The organism is Vreelandella halophytica (assembly GCF_968193635.1).
Window position 1 is genome coordinate 900,332 of the sequence record NZ_OZ309107.1, and the last position, 18,057, is coordinate 918,388.

Consider the following 18,057-nt stretch of genomic DNA (forward strand, 5'->3'; position numbering starts at 1 on the left):
ACGAAGCCTGCCTGGTAGAGAGGCGGCGGTGGGTGTCGCTTTAGTAGGCGGCGGCCGCGAGTTGGTAAATACCGCCTTCGGAGCAGCGCAAAAACGCCGAATTCGCCATCCACTCCGCATCCGGGTAGTAGGCGAAAACGTACTGGCTCTCTTTCAAGCTGTCGATCAAGGGATAAGTGATCTCTTCGCGAACCGCCGGGCAGCCGTGGCTGCGACCCAGCCGGCCAGTCTGGGTGATAAAGTCGTCGCTGACGTAGTGGGCGCCGTGAATGACGATCGCGCGATCGAAGGCCTGGTCGTTGACGTTCGCCTCCAGCCCGTCGAGGCGCAGCGAGTAGCCGTTTCGCCCGTAGTAGCTGTTCATGGTGCGAAAAAGTCCGATGCTCGACTGATAGCTTTCCGGGGTGTTGGAGAACACCTCGGCGTTGGCGTCCCCGGAGCCGCGCCCGTGGGAGACCAGCTCTTTGAACAGCAGCCGGTTTTGGTGAAGATCGAACACCCACAGGCGCTGCTCGGTCGACGGCAGCGAGTAGTCGATCACCGCCAGGCGCTCGGCGCCGGGGTCGGCGCAGCTAAGTGCCTGGGCGGCGAGCTGTAGCGCTTTAGGGGTCGCGGAAGGGGCGAGCAACTGAAGCTGCTGGTGAAGCGGTGAGACGCCGGCTGGCGGCGAGGCCGCCATCTGGGAAAAAAAGGGTGCGGGTGGGGCGGCCTGAAGGGGGGCGCTTGCCAGCAGTGTCGGGAGAAAGAAAAATTTGCTAAAAAAGCTTAATCCGAGCCGCATAGTGTAAGACCTACTATAATTAGTGGTACGCAAAGCGATAACATCATGACAAGCGTGCGCATGTTTTATCTTTATTGGGTTGGCATGCGACACCGCATAGTAACCCATGGAGGGGTTATGAACGAGAAACCGCCAATTCAGAAATGGGCCTTGGGTGCCGTGTTGACCGCCGCCCTGCTACCCCTTCCGTATGCTATCCATCATGCCCATGCCGACGCCCCGGCTCAACCGGCATTGGCTCAGCAGTTAAACGCCTACGTAAGCGATTTACCTGTGGCCGCGTTCTACCAGGCCCGTGAAGATCAACTGGTCTGGCAAGACGCCGAGCGTGTCGAGTCGCTGGCCGAGGCTTTGGCGCGTCTCGACCAGGATGGCTTGACCCCCAGTGACTATCAGGGAAGCCGGCTGCTCGATGATTTCCGTGTGAGCCAACAGGGCGATGCCAGCGCTCAGGCGCGTTTCGACCTCAAGGCCACGCAAACCCTGCTGCTGGCGCTGGATCACCTCTCGCGGGGCAAGGTGGACCCCAAAGCGCTGAATACACAGTGGAGCGGCGAGCGCCCGGCGCGGGGATACAGCATGGTTCAGGTGCGTCAGGCCCTCGCCCAGGGCGACGTCGAGGCGGCTTTCGAGGTCGCCAGGCCCCAGTCGAATGCCTACCGCGAACTTCGCCAGATGCTGAGCGATTACCGTGCCCTCGAGCGCCGAGGCAGTGCCAGCGTGGCGTACCTGGCCGGGCGTGACGACGCGCTGCGCGTGGGCGATACCGACGCCGATGTGGTGACGCTGCGCGAGCGTTTGGCGCTCTGGGGCGAAAGCGGGTTAGTCGCCGCTGACGACGGCGCCTACCCGATGGTGGAGGCCGTTAAACGAAACGGTGATCAACGTCGCTTCGACACCACCGTTGAGCGCGCCGTCCAGCGTTTCCAGCGCCGCCACCAGCTCCAGGCGGACGGCGTGGTCGGCGACAAAACGCGGCGGGCACTCAATACGCCGCTGTCCCGTCGGATCGATCAGCTGCGTATCAATCTTGAGCGGGCACGCTGGCTCGAACACTTCGAAAGCGAGCCTTCCCGCGTATGGGTCGATGTGGCCGGTTACAAGCTTCACTACGTGCGCCCCAACGGCGAGCAGTGGGATGCCCGGGTCGTGGTCGGTTCGCCCCAGCGGGCCACGCCGATGATCCATTCGGCGATCAGCCACCTCACCATCAACCCGAGCTGGACGATTCCCCCCACCATCATGCGCGAAGACGTGCTGCCCCGGGTGCGTAGTAATACAGGCTATCTCTCCGCGCGCAATATCCAGGTGCTAAGCCCCGCCGGCGAGCGGCTGGATCCGGAAAGCGTCGACTGGCAACGCCCCGGTGGCGTCATGCTTCGACAAACGGCGGGCAGCGGCAACCCGCTAGGGCGAATCGTGGTTCGTTTTCCCAACGACGACATGATTTATCTGCACGACACACCCGCCCAGGGCGCGTTCGGTCGTACACAGCGCGCGCTCAGCTCCGGCTGTATCCGCGTGGAAGGCATTAGCGAACTTGCCCAGATGCTTTTGCGCGACAGCGGCAGCCAGCACCGGGTCAATACGCTCATTGGCCGAGGCAGCAGCGATCAAAACGTGAATTTGCCGCAGCGCATTCCGGTCATGTTGCACTACCTGACCGCCTGGCCCAATGCCGAGGGCGAGATCGAGTTCCGCGACGATATCTACCGTCACGACGATGCGCTGCTCGATGCGCTAAGCCGCCCGGTTTGATGGGGCGTGTGGTCTAAAGACGCAAAAAAGCCGCCCGATTGGGCGGCTTTTTTTAGCGCAAGTGAGCAGGCTCTTTATTCGTCGCGCTGGTAGTTGGCTACATTGATCGTACCGGTCTCGCCGCTGTTGAGGGCGGCCAGCATCGGTTCGGCCTGGTTCTTGAACGCGATCAACGTATCGCCGGTCAGGCTTGAGGACTCGGGAAGCTCTACGGTCATGGCGTTAACCGGTGAGTTATTGACGATGACTTCGTAATGCAGGTGCGGGCCAGTGCTGCGCCCGGTATTGCCGGAAAGCGCGATGCGATCACCCATGGCCACGCGATCGCCGGCGCTGACCAGCGGTTTTGACAGGTGCAGATAGCGCGTGCGGTAGCCGTTATCGTGGCGGATCACTATGTAGCGGCCGGCCGCTGCGTGATTGGTCACTCGCTCGACCCGGCCGTCCGCTGGCGCGGTGACGGGGGTGCCGATCGGCATGGCAAAGTCGGTGCCGTTATGCGGGCTGATACGGCCGGTTACCGGGTGCTTGCGGTTCGGATTGAAGTTAGAGCTCAAACGATAGCTGCCTTCGAAGGGATGACGCGCAAAGCCCGGCTCCAGGCCGCTGCCTTCCGGCGTATAGAAGTTGTCATCCGCCGCGTTACGTACCATCGTCAAATCCATGCGCTCGCCATCGTACTCGACCGCCAGTACGCGCGAATCCAGTGTCTCGCCGTCGATCATGTCAGACTCGACCAGTACGTTGAAACTGTCGCCGCGACGGCTATCCCGCCTAAAATCGAGCTTTTTCTCGAGCAGGCGTGTCAGCTCGGTCACCGAGCTGCTTGAAAGCCCCGTTGCCTGGGCCGAGCGCGCAAAACTACCGCTAACGGTACCGGCGAACAGGCGCTGAACCGGCTCGCCCTGACGTTCGATGACGGTTGCCGCGAACGAGGTGTCTTCATTGCGCTCGAGCAGCACGCCGTCGCGGATGTCTTTCATCATGCGCAGCGCGAGCAAGTTGCCGTTTTCGTCCAGCTGGTAATCGAAGCTGTTACCGGCGCGCCAGTTAGTGAAAATGCGCGGGTTGGGCATGTCGTCCAAAAGGGCCAGCACTTCGCTATAGCCAAGACCCAGCTCGTTTTGCGCCAGCACGGCAAAGGTTTCACCCGGCTCTACGATATGGGTGGCCCACTCGGGAACGAAGGGCTCTTCAGCGGCCAGTTCGAGCTCGAGAAAGGAGATATCGTCGAATAGCTCGATGCCGTAATCCTCGTAAGAGGTAGCGCTATCCACGGAAGTAGCATCGGCAATCTCGACCGGCCCCGGAGTGCCCGGTTCGTCGATATTGAGCATGCCACTGGTTAGGGTGCCAAACACCACCGCCATGTGAATGGCGCCGTCATCCAGTACGGGCGTGGCATCTATTTCGCTGGCGATTGATGCCTCGGCGGTGGCGATGACATCGAGATCGATGATCTCGGTCGCGGCGAGATCACTTAGCGGGATCTGCTCGCGGGTGGCGTCGATGGCGCGGGAGGCGCGGTCGATCGCTTTGGCGACCGGGCGGCGCTCCTGGTGCAAGGAGGGCACGGTGGTAAAAGAGTCGCTGGGCAGCGGTACGAGCACGCTCTCCAGTGAAGTATGGGGTTTATTGAGATCCTGATACGTCGTTATAAGCTTTTGTGTGCCCAGCACGGTGACCATTGTAGCCACGGGTAAAAGTAATAATTTATGTGCGCGGGGCAGCGAATGAAGGATTCGCAACATGGGTAAATTGACCGCCGAGTTCGAAGTGAAAATGAACGTAAAAGTGAACAAGCACGGGAACAATACCCCATGGGGGTAGGGGTGAATAGACTGTATTTACATACAGAGAGGCGGGTTTCGCGTTAACGAAAAAACCGGACAGCAAGCGACTTATTAAGAAACAGTGTTTGCTAATGGCGTTGGCTATACGAAACCTAAACTTTCAAACCTGCCAATAGCTTGTACACCTAAATGTAGTTGTATCGGTTAAGGCGTATCAATATAGCCAATAGTGGTTCTTTGTAAAGCCTTCCCGATAGCAAGGATCAATGGTTTATCGCGCTGAGTACCGCTGATCATCAAGAAACGTTTCCCAAAACGCTTTTTCCACGCTGTTTTGAGCGGCTATTAGCGTCATGCTTTTGTACAAGGATTGGTTTGGCCCGAAGAAGGCGCCTTTGAAAAAAACCGGCGTTTCAGTGAATTGTTAGTCCGCTAGTTATTTCAGTGATTGTAAAGAGTACTTTAGTGTCTGCGTCTTTGTGTTTTTTTGTAACTAAAGAGCGATGACTCAATTGTCTTATAGCAAAGTAGAAGCAGAGCCGATGTTATACAATATTTTCAAAAAGTTCCCTGTTTTTTAGTGTTTTCGTTGAAACAGCATGAGTCGCCGCACAAGTTAGCTATTCGTCGTCGCCAGCATTCTGTTAAAGTTTTTTCGAAGACCAAGCGCACTAATACGCTTTTAGCGTCGAGGAAATCGAAATGTCTCGGGTAACACTTGCTCAGTGGCACATGCTCGCCGCCGTTGTAGATTACGGTGGCTTTGCACGCGCCGCGCAGGCTATTCATAAAAGCCCTTCTACGCTCAATCATGCGGTGCACAAGCTGGAGGAGCAGCTTGGCGTTCAGGTGCTCGAGCCGGTCGGTCGTCAGGTCCGCCTGACCGAGGCCGGTGAGCTATTGCTGCGCCGGGCGCGTCAGCTCATCGAGAGCGCCGCCTCGATAGAGGACATTGCTACACGCCTTGCCGAAGGGCTCGAAACGGAAGTGGCGGTCGCCATCGATCAGGTGTTTCCCGCGGATGCCCAGGCCAAAGCGCTCGAGCGCTTCTCCGAGGCCTACCCGCAGGTTCGGGTCCAGCTTTATGAAAGCGTACTCAACGGCGGGGTAGAGATGCTGTTCGATGGGCGGGCGGATCTGGTGATTTCCGGTATGGAAGTCCCGGGGTTTCTAGGCGAGACGTTAGCCAACGTGCGCTTTATCGCGGTGGCGCATCCGGATCACCCGCTGCACGGGCTGGGGCGTGAACTGGACCTGCGCGACCTGGCGCAATATCGCCAGCTGGTCGTGCGCGACTCGGCCAATCGTCAGTCTGCCAATGCGGGGTGGCTCAAGGCCGAGCAGCGCTGGACGGTCAGCCACCTTAATACATCGCTTGATATGATAAAGCGCGGCCTGGGCTTTGCCTGGATGCCGGTCACCCGGATCGCCGACGAGCTCGAGCGCGGTGAACTGAAGCCGCTGCCCCTGACGGCCGGGGGGATTCGCGAAGCGCCTTTTCAACTGATTTTCAAGGATCGCGACCATGCAGGCCCGGCCACCCACGCCATGGCCCAGGTGCTTCGCGAGGCGGTGATCGAGCAATGCCCGGAAGATTCAATTTACTCGAATGAAAAAGGGTAAAACATCCGCTTGAGTGCATCGTAAAGCGCGCTATGCTCTAAAAACATAAGCAAAGACGCAAATTACAGGAGGCGCCCGATGGGACTATTAGTAGAAGGCGAGTGGGTCGATCAGTGGTATGACACCAAAAAGCATGGCGGCGAGTTCGTACGCGAGTCGGCCCAGTTACGCGACTGGGTAGAAGGACGTGGTCAGCAGCAGGGGCAAAGTTTTCCCGCCGAAAAGGACCGTTATCACCTTTACGTATCCCTGGCCTGCCCCTGGGCGCACCGGGCGCTGATCATGCGCAAGCTCAAGGGGTTGGAGCCGTTGATTGGCGTCTCCCACGTTAGTCCCTTGATGCTCGATAAGGGCTGGACCTATAACGAAGAGGAAGGCTCGAGTGGCGACCCCATCAACCGGGTGAATTACCATTACGAGCTCTATACCATGACCGACCCGGCCTATACCGGGCGCGTCACGGTGCCGGTACTTTGGGACAAAACGCGCAGCGCCATCGTCAATAACGAGTCCGCCGATCTGCTGCGCATGCTCAACGGTGCCTTCGATGAGCTGACCGGCAACGATCTCGACTTCTACCCCGAGGATCTGCGTGAAACCATCGATGAAGTGAACGATGATGTGTACGACAACGTGAACAACGGTGTCTACAAGTCGGGCTTTGCCACCGAACAGGATGTTTACGAGAAGCACGTCAAGGCGCTGTTCGACGCGCTCGGCCGGCTGGAAGCGCGTTTGGCAGAAAACCGCTACCTGGCAGGGGAGTGGCTGACCGAAGCCGATATTCGCTTGTTTACCACCCTGGTGCGTTTCGACGCGGTCTATTTCGGCCACTTCAAGTGCAACTATAAGCGTATCGAGGATTACCCCAACCTCTCGAACTATCTGCGTGAGCTGTACCAGTGGCCAGGTGTTGCCGAGACGGTGAATATGGATCACATCAAACGCCACTACTATTACAGCCACGAAACGATCAATCCGACCCGGATCGTCCCGGCCGGTCCGCTACTCGATTTCGAGCGCCCCCATGATCGTGAGCGGTTAGAGGGCAAAGGCATTCGTAGGCGTCAAAAGTAACGAAAAAGTAACGGCAAAAAGTAACCGCAAACCGTCGAGGCCCTCTTTTAAAAGGCACCTGAAAAAAGGGCACTTGAAAAAAAGCCACCTGACAAAACGAAAGGCCGCCCGATGGGCGGCCTTTTTTTACGCGCGATTAAACGAGCCGTTTACTGCTGGGGCTGGTTCTCGTCGTCATTGAACGCTTCGCGGGTCGATTGCCAGGCGCTCTGGGCGCCGTCGCGAGTGGTCTGCCAGGCGTTACGCGCGTTGTTTTGAGTCTGCTCCCACCAGTCGCGGTTGTAGGCGGGGAAGCTTTCCACTTCTTCGGGAGTAGCGGTCAACATGATGCGGTGTTCGGTGTCGCCATCGCCTTCGGTGCTGGTTTCAAGCGTGAAGTAGTCGGTGCCGACCACGATTTCACGGCCACCAAGGCCCAAAACGGCGCCGCTTTCGATCACAAGGCCAGTGATGCGCATGTCATCGTCGAACAAAATGTCATCGACATCGCCGACTTCTTCCCCGGAGCCGTTGGAGAAGTAAACCTCGGCATCCAGTATGTCTTCGGCGGAGTAGACGCCTTGAGGCTCCTGGGACGCCTGCGCGTTGAAAGCCATACCGGCCAGCAGGGTGGTGCTCATTGCAGCCAATAGCAGTGATTTACGCATCGCGTTACTCCTTTAACTTCCTGTGGCGTTTTATGGGCGGCTTTCTAAAAGCCGCCCGTAACGCCGTTGACGTGTCCACTACGTTTTAACTGTTGGCTTTCTTACAGGCTGTCCGCCCAGTCGTCAGCGCGCTTTTCGGCTTCTTCGCGCTCCAGACCGTATTTCTGCTGAAGCTTACCGACGAGCTGATCCTTTTTGCCGCCGATCTGGTCGAGTTCATCATCGGTGAACTCACCCCAGCTCGAACGCGCCTTGCCTTTGACTTCGGTCCATTTGCCTTCGATTTGATCCCAATTCATCGTCTCTCTCCTTGACTGCCTAAAGCGTTATTGCGATTAAAATTTTAGACCATATGTCGACAAGCGCAAGGACGCCTGTTCAAGTTGGGTAAAGCAAAAAAGCTAGCCAGATAATTTTTAAAGTGCTAGTATTCGCGCTCCTCGCATGTGTTGACCCCTCCATCACGACGGTAAGCGTTAGACTGCGTAGCACTCATTACGTAGTGGCGCTTGCGGGAACATCCCTTTGAGATGTTCATTGCTGTGAAGATGGCGCGTCTTTAGCATTTCACCAACCGGGTGAAATCGACGCAGAAGGTCGCCACAACGGTTGGCGCGTTATTCATGTTTCTGCCAACTGGATGCCAGGTGCGACCGGCGTCTTTGACTCCTTTATCAAGCGATCCGCCAAGCGGCGTTTGTGTTCAGCGCGAGTACGCTGACCAACGTGTCGAAGACGCTTACGATGTTTTTTGCCGGCCACGCCGGTCTACCAAGGTGTGATTAATGACCTCGACTTCTGTCGCCTCGCCGAGCTTCGGCGATCTTGCTCTGTTGCCTGCCGTTCTTTCTGCTGTTGAAGCACAGGGCTACCAGACCCCTTCGCCCATTCAGGCGAAAACCATTCCCGCGCTGCTGGAAGGCCGTGACATGTTGGGCCAGGCCCAAACAGGTACCGGTAAAACCGCGGCGTTTGCACTACCGTTACTCTCGCGTATCGATCTCGACCGCCATGCGCCTCAGGTGCTGGTGATGGCGCCGACGCGCGAACTGGCCCAACAGGTAGCGGTTTCGTTCACCAAGTACGGTCAGAATCTTAAAGGCCTGGAAGTGGCCACGCTGTGCGGCGGTCAGGAGTATCGCGAGCAGCTGGGCGCGCTCAAGCGCGGCGCTCAGGTCGTCGTCGGTACCCCGGGTCGTATTATCGACCACCTGGACCGCGGCAGCTTGAAGCTCGGCGACCTTCAGGCGCTGGTGCTGGACGAAGCCGACGAAATGCTGCGCATGGGCTTTATCGACGACGTAAAACGCGTGGTCGCCGATACCCCGAAAGATGCTCAGCGTGTCTTCTTCTCCGCGACCCTGCCTGCCGAAATCGAGCGTATCGTCAATCGTTACCTCGTCGACCCGGTGAAAGTGGCGATCGAATCGAAAACCACTACCGGCGAAAACATCGAGCAGCGCATCGTGCGCGTCGATGGTGGCGCCAAGCTCGAAGCGCTGTCGCGTATTCTCGAAGTCGAGCCCGTCGATGCGGCCATCGTGTTCGTGCGCACCCGTGCCGCCTGCACCACCCTGGTCGAGCAACTGACCGCCCGCGGTGTCAACGCTGCTGGCCTGTCGGGCGATCTCGATCAGAGTCTGCGTGAGCGCACCATCACGCGCTTGAAGCGCAGCAAGGTCGATGTGCTGATCGCCACCGACGTCGCCGCACGCGGTCTGGACGTTTCGCGTATCACCCACGTCATCAACTATGACCTGCCCCAGGACGCCGAAGCCTATACCCACCGTATCGGCCGTACCGGCCGTGCCGGGCGTAGCGGTATCGCGATCACCTTCGCCGGTTTCCGCGAAGGTCGTAAAGTGGGCTGGATGGAGCAGGCAACCGGTCAGAAAATGACCGAGATGCCGCTGCCCGACGAAAGCGCCATCCGCACTCACCGGGACGAGGTGTTCCATCACCGCGTCGTGGCGGCGCTGACCAAGGGCGCTGAAGAGCAGCGTGCGCTGGTCGAGCGTCTGGTCGAAGAGGGTCACGACCCGGTCGAGCTGGCCTGCGCCTTTGCCGCCATGGCCCGCGCCGACGAAGCACCCATCGGCCGCTTGCAGGCCCCGCGCAAAGAGCGTGCCCCGCGCGAAGGCGGCAAGGACAGCGGCAAGCCCGCTAACCGTCGCGAGCGTTCGAGCGCGCCCAGCGAAGGCATGACCCGCTACCGCGTTTCCGTGGGTCACAAGGATGGCGTCAAGCCTGGCCAGTTGGTCGGCGCATTGGCCAATGAAGGCGGTATCGAAGGCGCGCGTATCGGGCGTATCGATATTCGCAACGCCTTCTCGGTGGTCGAGCTGCCCAGCAACCTGCCGTCTACCATTCTGACCAAGATGGCGCGCGCCCGTGTGGCCGGTCGGCCGCTTGAGATCAGCGAAGACAGCAGCACCCCGGAACGCGCCCCGCGTCGCCGTCGTGACGAAGGCGGCGATGCGCCGGTCCGTCGCCGCGAACGCGCTTAATCGCGAGCCAGGCCACGCAAAACCCCGCTTTCGAGCGGGGTTTTTTATTGGCTGCTCGATGCTCTACGCTTAACGTTTCAAAAGGAGAAAACTGCCATGGATGCGCCGTTACACGATTGGAATCTCGAGCCCAAAGACGCGATTGCGCTGCAAACCGAGCTTGCCGGGCGGCTGGAGCTTAGTGATCGCCTCGACGAGGTGAAGCTTATCGCCGGGGTGGATATCGGTTTCGAAGACGAGGGCGAAACCACCCGCGCCGCGGTCGTGCTATTGAAGTGGGACCCGCAGAAGGCGCCTTATCTCGAGCAGGTCGAACAGGTCGTTCACCGCGAGCCAACGCGTATGCCCTACGTGCCGGGGCTTTTATCGTTTCGTGAGATCCCCGCCGCGCTCGGCGCCTTTGCCAGGCTCTCCCAAATGCCTCAGTTGGTGATGGTCGACGGCCAGGGCATTGCCCACCCGCGCAAGCTGGGGGTGGCGGCGCATCTGGGGCTCTGGCTCGACCTGCCGACGATCGGGATTGCCAAATCGCGCCTTTACGGGCGCTTTGAAGAGGTCGGCGGTGAGCGCGGCGACTGGAGCCCGCTCACCGCCAAAGGGGAAACCCTGGGCGCGGTGCTGCGTTCGCGAGTGAACGTGAAGCCCGTGTTCGTATCCCCGGGCCACCGTATATCGCTGGCAACGTCACTTCAGTGGGTCATGCAGTGCCTTGGGCGTACCAAGCTGCCCGAGCCGACGCGGCTGGCCGACCGGCTCGCCTCGCGGCGCGTCGAAAAGCGCGCCGCCAAAGCGGCGGCCAAAAAGGCTACAAAAGGCGAATGAAGCGCTCGAGCAGGCTGGTCGCCTGGGGCGTTTCCTTGATGCGGTTGATCAGGGCGCCGACGTCTTCGCCCTGTTCGATCAGCGCAGGTTCCACGCGTTCGATATAGGCGCGCAGGATGTCGGCGTTGAACTCGGGGTGAAACTGTACGCTCCACTGGCGGGTGCCGTAGCGAACCGCCTGGTGGCTGTCGTGGTCGTTGAACGCGAGGATGAGCGCATCGTCTGGCGCTTTGAGCACCGTCTGGCCGTGGGTCAGGTGCGCCATGAAACGCGTGGGCAGCTGGCTAAAGAGCGGGTCGCTATGGGAGGCGTCGGTGCGTTCGATCTCGAAGGTACCCGCCTCGCGGCCGTTTGGGTGATTACCGGCCTGGCCGCCAAAGGCTTCGGCCATCAGCTGGTGCCCGTAGCAGACGCCCAGCATGGCAATGTCGCGCTCGCGCGCCGCGTTGAGCCAGGGCTTCAATGCCTCGCTCCAGGGCTCGGCGTCGCTCACCATGCTGTTGGAGCCGGTAATCACGATCGCATCCAACGCGTCCAGTGAGGGGGCATCGGGCTCTGCGCGCGGATCCCATACGTTAATCGTCGTGTTGGGGACCACCCGCTTCATGGGCTCCTCGAACAGCGCATCGAAATCGCCGTGCTGGTCGGTCACTTCGGGAAAAGCGTCGCCGGTTTTTACGATCAGTACTAAGGGCATGGCATACTCGTGGCGGTGCATACGGGGCGCTGTCGCTGACAGGCCCCGGGGTGTATCCAAACGGCGCGGTTTGGGGTTAGGGTAGGTCTCGGCGAATGCCGGATTTGCCTAATCACTGCGCGTCTACCTATAACATGGGACTACTATTCTATGCAGCAAATTACCCGAGGCGGTACCCCGATGGACGTTGACGGCGTCATACCGAAAGTGGGCGAGAAAGCCCCCGGCCTTACGCTGACCAACCGGGAACTAAGCGACGTCACTCTCGACGACTACGCCGGTAAGCGCAAGGTGCTCAATATCATTCCCAGTGTCGATACGCCGACCTGCGCCACGTCGACCCGGCGCTTCAATGAGCTGGCTTCCAACTTGCCGGATACGGTGGTGATGGTGGTGTCGGCGGATTTGCCGTTCGCGGCGGTGCGCTTTTGCGGTGCCGAGGGCCTGGATAACGTCGAAACGCTCTCTACCTTTCGCCATCAGGCGTTTCTCAAGGAGTGGGGCGTGGCGCTGACCAATAGCGCCATGGAAGGCCTCTGCGCCCGTGCGGTGGTCGTGCTCGATCGTGACGACACCGTGCTACACAGCGAATTGGTCAGCGAGCTTAAAGACGAGCCCGACTACGACGCCGCGCTGGCCGTACTGGGCGCTTAACGCCCGGAAGACTCGGCGCTACGGCGCTTTTTCGCCGCCTTCACCAGCGCGCTAATCAAACGCTGCTGAGGGCGGTTGAAAATCAGCCACTCCGGGTGCCACTGAACGCCGATCACGAAGTCGTGATGTTGCGACTCGATACCTTGCACCAGCCCATCCCGGTCGCGGGCGACGATCTTGATACCGTTGCCGGCCTCGTGCACCGCCTGGTGGTGCAGGCTATTCACACGACACCAGCTCACGTCGAGCAGGCTGTGGAGTTTACTCCCGGTGACGATATCCACGGTTTTGCGCGGCAGTACCGTGCGGCGGCGTTTCAAACCTTCGTGGGTGGTATAGATGTCCGGGTCCAGGGTGCCGCCCAGATGTACGTTGATCAGCTGGGCGCCGCGGCAAATACCCAGTACCGGCGTGTGGCCGGGAATGAAGCGCCCCAGTAATTCGAGCTCGAGCTCGTCCCGGGCCGGGTCGAGACGCACGTCGAGCTGCACTTCGCCACCGTACAGGTGCGCCTGAATATCGTCGCCGCCGCCGACGATCAAGCCGTCCAGGGTGTCGGGCAGCGGGCGCGAGGGCGAAAGGCGCAGCGGCTTTCCGCCATGGCGCCAAACGGCGAACCAGTCGAACCACCAGGCCAGGTGGCTCTTGTAATCGGACGTCGTGATACCGATGAGCGGGCGGGTCATAAAACGAAGTCTCTCAAAAATTTCAGCGACGCTTGAACGAACGCAGCAGTTTGTTTTTCAAGCGGGTCGTCCAGGCCTGGGTGTTGTAGGCGATGTACTCATCGCACCGGGCATTCAAGGCCTCATGGTTAGCGGCGAGTTTTTCGACCTCGACCCAGCGGTTCCACTCCACCGCCGAGCCCCAACCCGGCTGGGAGAGCTGCGCGTTGGGCAGCCGGTAGTGAAAAGTAGGGCGCGGCTTGGTGAGCTGGCTGTGCAAAAGCGCGTGGGGATGATCCGGGCGCAGATGGGCAAACAGCGGTAAAAGGTCCAGCTCGCGGTTACGCGTCGGGTTATAATGAAGGTAGTCGTCGATCAATTGATCGAGCGACGGGGCGTAGCGCCGGTCCAGTACCTTCAGCGCGTACTCCTTGGGAAACGGGTTGGCGTGGGGGAGCACTTCGCGAGTGATATCGACCTTGATTTCATCGCGCAGCCACTGGGCCAACAGCATGTAAGCGCGCAGCATCGCCAAAAGGGACTCGGCATCCATCGCCCCGGCTTCCGGGTTGAGGTGCAGGCCGAACCCATAGAGCAGGCTGGCATCGGTGCCTTTGGCACCTTTTTCGCGCAGTGCCTTGAACAGCGTGTCCAGTTCGTCCAGTTCCTCCCAGGGCACCGGCGGACAGACGATTTCGGTGGGCACCAGGCCGGTGACCATATCGCCGATCAGTTCGCGGGTTTTGCGGTGAAACTCCACCCGGCGAAGGTGCTGCTGGCGCGCCCATTCGCTGTCGTCGTCGCGCTGGTCGTCCAGCAGCGTCTGGTCCGGGTGGGCATACTGTGTATCGAGCTCGATACCAAAGGTGCCCCAGCGGGTATGATGTACCAGTAGCCTGTGTGGGCTTACCACGTTAAGCTCGCCCCCGAAGAGTTCGCTCACCAGTTGGGCGGTGTCGTGAGGGGGAAGCCCTGCAAATTCGATCTCCACGCCGACGCGTCGCGTTTGGCCGTGATGGTTCAAACGATGGGGGGGCGCCTGGAGCGTCATCTCTAGATCCTTGAGGTGAACGTTTAGGCCTTCACCCTATCATAGTCAGGCGGTAGGCTAAGCGATATTCATCGTGGCCTGGTTATTTTGCCTCGTTACCCACCACCGTTATTGGGTCGTTCATCAATGAGACCGATACGCATCGGTCGAGCCTGGAGGAGCATGTGCGACAGCACTGGTTGATCACTGTCTTTTTGAGTGTCGCGCTATGGGCAATGGTGGGCGCGGCGTCTTTGGCGCAGGCACAAAGCGTGGGGCTGCCCAGCCTTACCAGCAGCGACGATACGGCCGAAGAGGAGTCGGTGAGTAGCAGTGAGTTTCAAAGCTCGCTGTCCGACGTCATTACATTGTTGGAAAACGATGAGCAGCGCCGGGCCCTTCTCAACTCGCTGCGCGAGCTGCAGACCACCAGCGAAGCCGCCGAAGAGGAGGGCGTGGCCCGCCAGGGGCTTCTGGGCGCGCTTGCCGATACGTTGAGCGACCTGGGGGACCAGGCGCAATCGGGTAACTCCCCGGTCGACGAGTGGTCCCGCCAGCTTTTGCAGGGCGCCCAGGATCTGCGCGCGCTCAATGAAGACACTAACCAGGGCGAGGCAATCCGCGAGGTCGTGGACGGCGCCATTCTGGCGGCGATCTGGATATCCCTGTTGATCGCGCTGATCGCCTTTGGGCGGCTGATTGCCACCCGGCGCGAGTGGCCGCTCGATTTGCCGCGGGATCCCAAGGCCTGGCTTTTGGTCGCCCACTTCTTTCGCCGCATGCTGCCCTGGACGCTCTCGTTTGCGGTCATTTTAGGGATTGGCCAGCTTCTGCCTTACAGCGCCGGGCGCACGCTGATACTGGTGATTGCCTACGTTTGCCTGTGTGGGCGGGCGCTGTCGGTGGTGTTCGAGACGGTCATTGCGTTTTTCAGCCGCGGCCACCGCTTTACCGCGGTACAGCTAATGCAAAACCAGGCGTTGCGCGGGCTGTTCGTGATCGGCGCGCTGATCGCCCTGGGCGATGCGGTGAACTCCACCCGGCTGGTCGATCTGCTGGGCGCCGAGCTTGCAAGCCTTACCTCGGTGCTGGCCAATATGCTGGCGGCGGTGCTGGCGGCGCGGTTTATCTTCAAGTTCAAGCGCCCGGTGCGCCATCTGATCTGTAACCGGCCTTATAAACAGCGCCGCGATGCCAGCGCGGCGGTCGAAATGGTCCGTACGCTGGGCGGGCTTTGGCACATTCCAGCGCTTTTAATGGTGGGCGGCTCGCTACTGGCGATCTTCATTACCGTGGGCGACGTGGCCACCGCACTGGCCCGTTCGATCATCTCCGCAAGCCTTTTGGTGCTGACGCTGGTGGTCACGGGGCTTCTGCGCCGCCAGGCCGAGCGGCTCACCAAGCGCCGTCACCGCCGCCGCCATAGCCAGTACCGCAAGCGGCTGGAGCGCTTTGGTTTCGTGCTGGCGCACCTGTGCGCCTGGATGGTATTTGCCGAGCTCTCCATGCAGGTATGGGGCGGCTCGCTGTTCGGTTTGGGCCAGCAGGCCGTGGCAAGCGCGCGGATTGGCCAGGCGCTGGTGAGCCTGGGCGCGACTGTCTTGCTGGCCTGGCTTGTGTGGATCTTTGCCGATACCGCCATCCAGCGGGCGCTGACCTCGTCGGCACGCTCGCGCGGGCGCCGGGTCAACCAGGCCCGGGCGCAAACCATCACGCCCATGATCCGCAACGTGATTTTCGTCGCTATTTTGATCATCGCGGTGATCGTTGGGCTTGCCAATATCGGGGTCAACGTGACACCGCTGCTGGCCGGTGCCGGTGTCATCGGTCTGGCGATCGGTTTTGGCGCGCAAACCCTGGTGCAGGATTTGATCACCGGTATTTTCATTTTGATCGAAGACTCGCTGGCCGTGGACGACTTCGTCCAGATCAACAGCCACATGGGCACCGTCGAGGGGCTGACCCTGCGCACGGTGAAGCTGCGCGATTTGGACGGCGTGGTACACATCATCACCTTTAGCCGCATCGAATCGATTCATAACATGTCGCGCCAGTTCGGTATCGCCCTGATGCGTATTCGAATTCCGTTTGATATGCACATCGATGACGCCATCACGCTGATGCAGGAGACCGCCCAGGAGCTGCGTAAGGACCCGATGATGCGCCACTACATCTGGTCGCCTCTCGAGATGCAGGGGGTTCAGGGCTTCGAAGATGGCTGCCCGGTGCTGCGGATGCGCTTTCGTACCGCCCCGGAGATGCAGTGGGACGTCTCCCGGGCGTTCAACCTGCTGCTCAAGCAGCGCATGGAAGCGCAAAACATCGACCTGGGCGTGCCGCGGCTTAGCGTCAGCATGGAGCCTCGGTCCCAGTCAGAGGTGGAGGAGAGCGCGGGAACCGATTTCTTTATCGAAACCAGCGGTGACGACCCCGAGGGGCCGCGTCAGCGGCCTGCACCGCCCAAACCCGCGCCGCGGCCTACGAACGCCGAAACGCGCAAGGACGAGCGCGAGCGTCAGTCAGACCGACCCCACCCCAAACCGAACGAGCAGGGCGAGCCCCAAAGCGAGGCCTACGCTAGCACCAACGGCGAACACGGCGACGAGTAGCCAGCCGCCGCGAAAGCGCTTCCAGCGGTCGTAAAACGTCACCGCTTCGCCAAGGCGCTGGGAAAGTTCGTCCAGCCGGGGCGGGGTGTTGTCCGGCGGCATCGAGAAGTCGTTGGCGGCATCGCCTTGCCAGTGCGGGGCGTGACTTAACCCAAGCCCGGCGCGCAGGCGGCCGATATCGCTTAGCGTATGGTGCATCGCATCGTACTGGGCGCGGTGGCGGGCCTCGGCCAGGGTTGCCTCAGCGTCCTCGCGCAGTGCGCTGTTGGCGCACTTTTCCAGCGCGGTGTTGAGCGTCTGCTCGTCCACCTTGGGGGAAAGCGCCAGCCGTTTGTAGAGATCGCGCATGTCAGAACCCTTCGTTAAAGCGTCGCTTTGATCAGATAGTCGTAGGCATTTTTTATACGCTGAAACCGTTGAGAGGCCAGCGCTATGTGGTGCTCGCTTTTGGTGTAGAAGCGGTCCGGGTGGTGCAACTGCGCCATGCGCCGGTAGGCGCGGCGAATCTCCGCGCGACTGGCACCGGGGGAGAGCTCCAGCACCGCCAGCGCCCGGCGGGTCTGGTAACCCCCGGCGGGCTCGACGCGGGTATGCTGCTCGCGGCGCTGTTCGTGTTGGGCGTTTTCGCGCCGTGCCCGTTCGCGGCGATCACTTTCCTGGCGCGCCCGCTCTCGGCGCGTTTTTTCTTCGCGGGCGCGCTCCCGTTCGGCCTGTTCCTGGCGCGCCTTTTCCCGTTCGGCGTGTTCGCGCCGTGCCTTTTCACGCTCGGCCTGTTCGCGTTCGGCTTGTGCCTGGGCTTCTTGGGCCTGGCGGGCTTTCTCTTCGCGGTAGGCAGCGTCGTGGTGCAGCCAATAGCCGCGGCGGCTGATATCCTCGGGTAGCTCTAACGCGCTGCCGGTGAGTTCTTGAAAAAGCGTGACCAGGGTCGCCGGCGCAATGGTGAGCACGTCGGCCAGAAAGCGCAGCACGTAATGGTTGGCGGGGGAGAGCTTACCGTCGTCGGTGGCCAGCGCAATGGCCTGGTGCATGATCGCCAGGCGGCGCGGCTCGTCGCACTCGCTGCGCACTACCTCGGCGGCCAGCTGTAGCGCCTTGAGATCCTGCTGGCGGGCAATATCGAACATTACGCCCTGCGCGTGATCGTGACGAAACTGCGCGGTGACCTGCGCCAGGCGGCGCCGACGCTGGCCTTCGGAAATATGCTGGCGCTTGGTCAGTACCCAGGCCAGCAAAAGAAGCACCGCCGTATCCACTTGGCTGCGGCTTTTAACAAGCACACGCTCAAAGGTAGAAAAACGGGCGGTGGGCATCCCCTGGCTCCAAAAGCGATGAAAGATTAGCGGGCAATACTCGCCCGCGTACTGCACGATAGCAAGCCCATCCTGGGCTACGCT

General features: G+C 60.5%; 16 protein-coding genes. 7 read left to right on the forward strand and 9 right to left on the reverse strand.

Annotation, left to right across the window (positions count from 1 at the left end; genetic code table 11):
- Positions 1-40 precede the first annotated feature (40 nt).
- Positions 41-781, reverse strand: coding sequence for a murein L,D-transpeptidase catalytic domain family protein (locus ACWHXT_RS04215; protein WP_447957367.1), 741 nt, complete (start codon positions 779-781; stop codon positions 41-43).
- Positions 782-898: 117 nt separating this feature from the next.
- Here ACWHXT_RS04215 and ACWHXT_RS04220 point away from each other — a divergent pair, with 117 nt between their 5' ends.
- Positions 899-2,539: a L,D-transpeptidase family protein gene (locus tag ACWHXT_RS04220; protein WP_447957368.1), complete on the forward strand. Its 1,641-nt coding sequence runs from the start codon at positions 899-901 to the stop codon at positions 2,537-2,539.
- Positions 2,540-2,613: 74 nt separating this feature from the next.
- On the opposite strand, the gene ACWHXT_RS04225 is transcribed toward ACWHXT_RS04220, so the two are convergent.
- Positions 2,614-4,290: a peptidoglycan DD-metalloendopeptidase family protein gene (locus tag ACWHXT_RS04225; RefSeq protein ID WP_447957369.1), complete on the reverse strand. Its 1,677-nt coding sequence runs from the start codon at positions 4,288-4,290 to the stop codon at positions 2,614-2,616.
- Between the two features lie 744 nt (positions 4,291-5,034).
- Here ACWHXT_RS04225 and ACWHXT_RS04230 point away from each other — a divergent pair.
- Together ACWHXT_RS04230 and ACWHXT_RS04235 are read left to right on the forward strand one after the other, a co-directional pair.
- A complete protein-coding gene (locus ACWHXT_RS04230; protein WP_447957370.1) occupies positions 5,035-5,955 on the forward strand; it encodes a LysR family transcriptional regulator in 921 nt (306 codons plus the stop codon).
- Positions 5,956-6,033: 78 nt separating this feature from the next.
- A complete protein-coding gene (locus ACWHXT_RS04235; RefSeq protein WP_447957371.1) occupies positions 6,034-7,032 on the forward strand; it encodes a glutathione S-transferase family protein in 999 nt (332 codons plus the stop codon).
- Between the two features lie 149 nt (positions 7,033-7,181).
- On the opposite strand, the gene ACWHXT_RS04240 is transcribed toward ACWHXT_RS04235, so the two are convergent.
- Both ACWHXT_RS04240 and ACWHXT_RS04245 read right to left on the reverse strand, forming a co-directional pair.
- Positions 7,182-7,679, reverse strand: a complete 498-nt coding sequence (locus ACWHXT_RS04240) for a PRC-barrel domain-containing protein (RefSeq protein ID WP_447928261.1) — start codon at positions 7,677-7,679, stop codon at positions 7,182-7,184.
- Between the two features lie 101 nt (positions 7,680-7,780).
- Entirely contained in the window at positions 7,781-7,978 is a 198-nt protein-coding gene (locus ACWHXT_RS04245; RefSeq protein ID WP_447928262.1) for a CsbD family protein, read from the reverse strand.
- Between the two features lie 486 nt (positions 7,979-8,464).
- On the opposite strand from ACWHXT_RS04245, the gene ACWHXT_RS04250 reads away from it, so the two are divergent.
- Positions 8,465-10,186, forward strand: a complete 1,722-nt coding sequence (locus ACWHXT_RS04250) for a DEAD/DEAH box helicase (protein WP_447928263.1) — start codon at positions 8,465-8,467, stop codon at positions 10,184-10,186.
- Positions 10,187-10,282: 96 nt separating this feature from the next.
- On the forward strand, positions 10,283-11,008 hold the full coding sequence (gene nfi / locus ACWHXT_RS04255) for a deoxyribonuclease V (RefSeq protein ID WP_447928264.1): 726 nt from the start codon (positions 10,283-10,285) through the stop codon (positions 11,006-11,008).
- Here the strand turns inward: nfi and ACWHXT_RS04260 are convergent.
- Entirely contained in the window at positions 10,992-11,705 is a 714-nt protein-coding gene (locus tag ACWHXT_RS04260; protein ID WP_447957372.1) for a glutamine amidotransferase, read from the reverse strand. The two genes, nfi and ACWHXT_RS04260, sit on opposite strands and share 17 nt — an antisense overlap.
- 150 nt (positions 11,706-11,855) lie before the next feature.
- Between ACWHXT_RS04260 and tpx the strand changes: the two genes are divergently transcribed.
- Entirely contained in the window at positions 11,856-12,359 is a 504-nt protein-coding gene (gene tpx, locus ACWHXT_RS04265; protein ID WP_447928266.1) for a thiol peroxidase, read from the forward strand.
- Here the strand turns inward: tpx and ACWHXT_RS04270 are convergent.
- Both ACWHXT_RS04270 and ACWHXT_RS04275 read right to left on the reverse strand, forming a co-directional pair.
- Complete coding sequence (locus tag ACWHXT_RS04270; RefSeq protein WP_447957373.1) at positions 12,356-13,045, reverse strand: gamma-glutamyl-gamma-aminobutyrate hydrolase family protein; 690 nt, start codon at positions 13,043-13,045, stop codon at positions 12,356-12,358. The two genes, tpx and ACWHXT_RS04270, sit on opposite strands and share 4 nt — an antisense overlap.
- Positions 13,046-13,067: 22 nt before the next feature.
- Positions 13,068-14,075 carry an amidoligase family protein gene (locus ACWHXT_RS04275; RefSeq protein WP_447928268.1) on the reverse strand — a complete coding sequence of 336 codons (1,008 nt, stop codon included), beginning with the start codon at positions 14,073-14,075 and terminating at the stop codon, positions 13,068-13,070.
- Positions 14,076-14,239: 164 nt separating this feature from the next.
- Here ACWHXT_RS04275 and ACWHXT_RS04280 point away from each other — a divergent pair, with 164 nt between their 5' ends.
- The gene (locus ACWHXT_RS04280) at positions 14,240-16,663 is read left to right on the forward strand and encodes a mechanosensitive ion channel family protein (RefSeq protein ID WP_447957374.1); all 2,424 of its coding nucleotides are present in this window, start codon (positions 14,240-14,242) and stop codon (positions 16,661-16,663) included.
- Here ACWHXT_RS04280 and ACWHXT_RS04285 read toward each other — a convergent pair.
- Both ACWHXT_RS04285 and ACWHXT_RS04290 read right to left on the reverse strand, forming a co-directional pair.
- Complete coding sequence (locus ACWHXT_RS04285) at positions 16,574-17,011, reverse strand: hypothetical protein (protein WP_447957375.1); 438 nt, start codon at positions 17,009-17,011, stop codon at positions 16,574-16,576. The two genes, ACWHXT_RS04280 and ACWHXT_RS04285, sit on opposite strands and share 90 nt — an antisense overlap.
- Before the next feature lie 14 nt (positions 17,012-17,025).
- The gene (locus tag ACWHXT_RS04290; protein WP_447957376.1) at positions 17,026-17,973 is read right to left on the reverse strand and encodes a DnaJ domain-containing protein; all 948 of its coding nucleotides are present in this window, start codon (positions 17,971-17,973) and stop codon (positions 17,026-17,028) included.
- Positions 17,974-18,057: the final 84 nt, after the last annotated feature.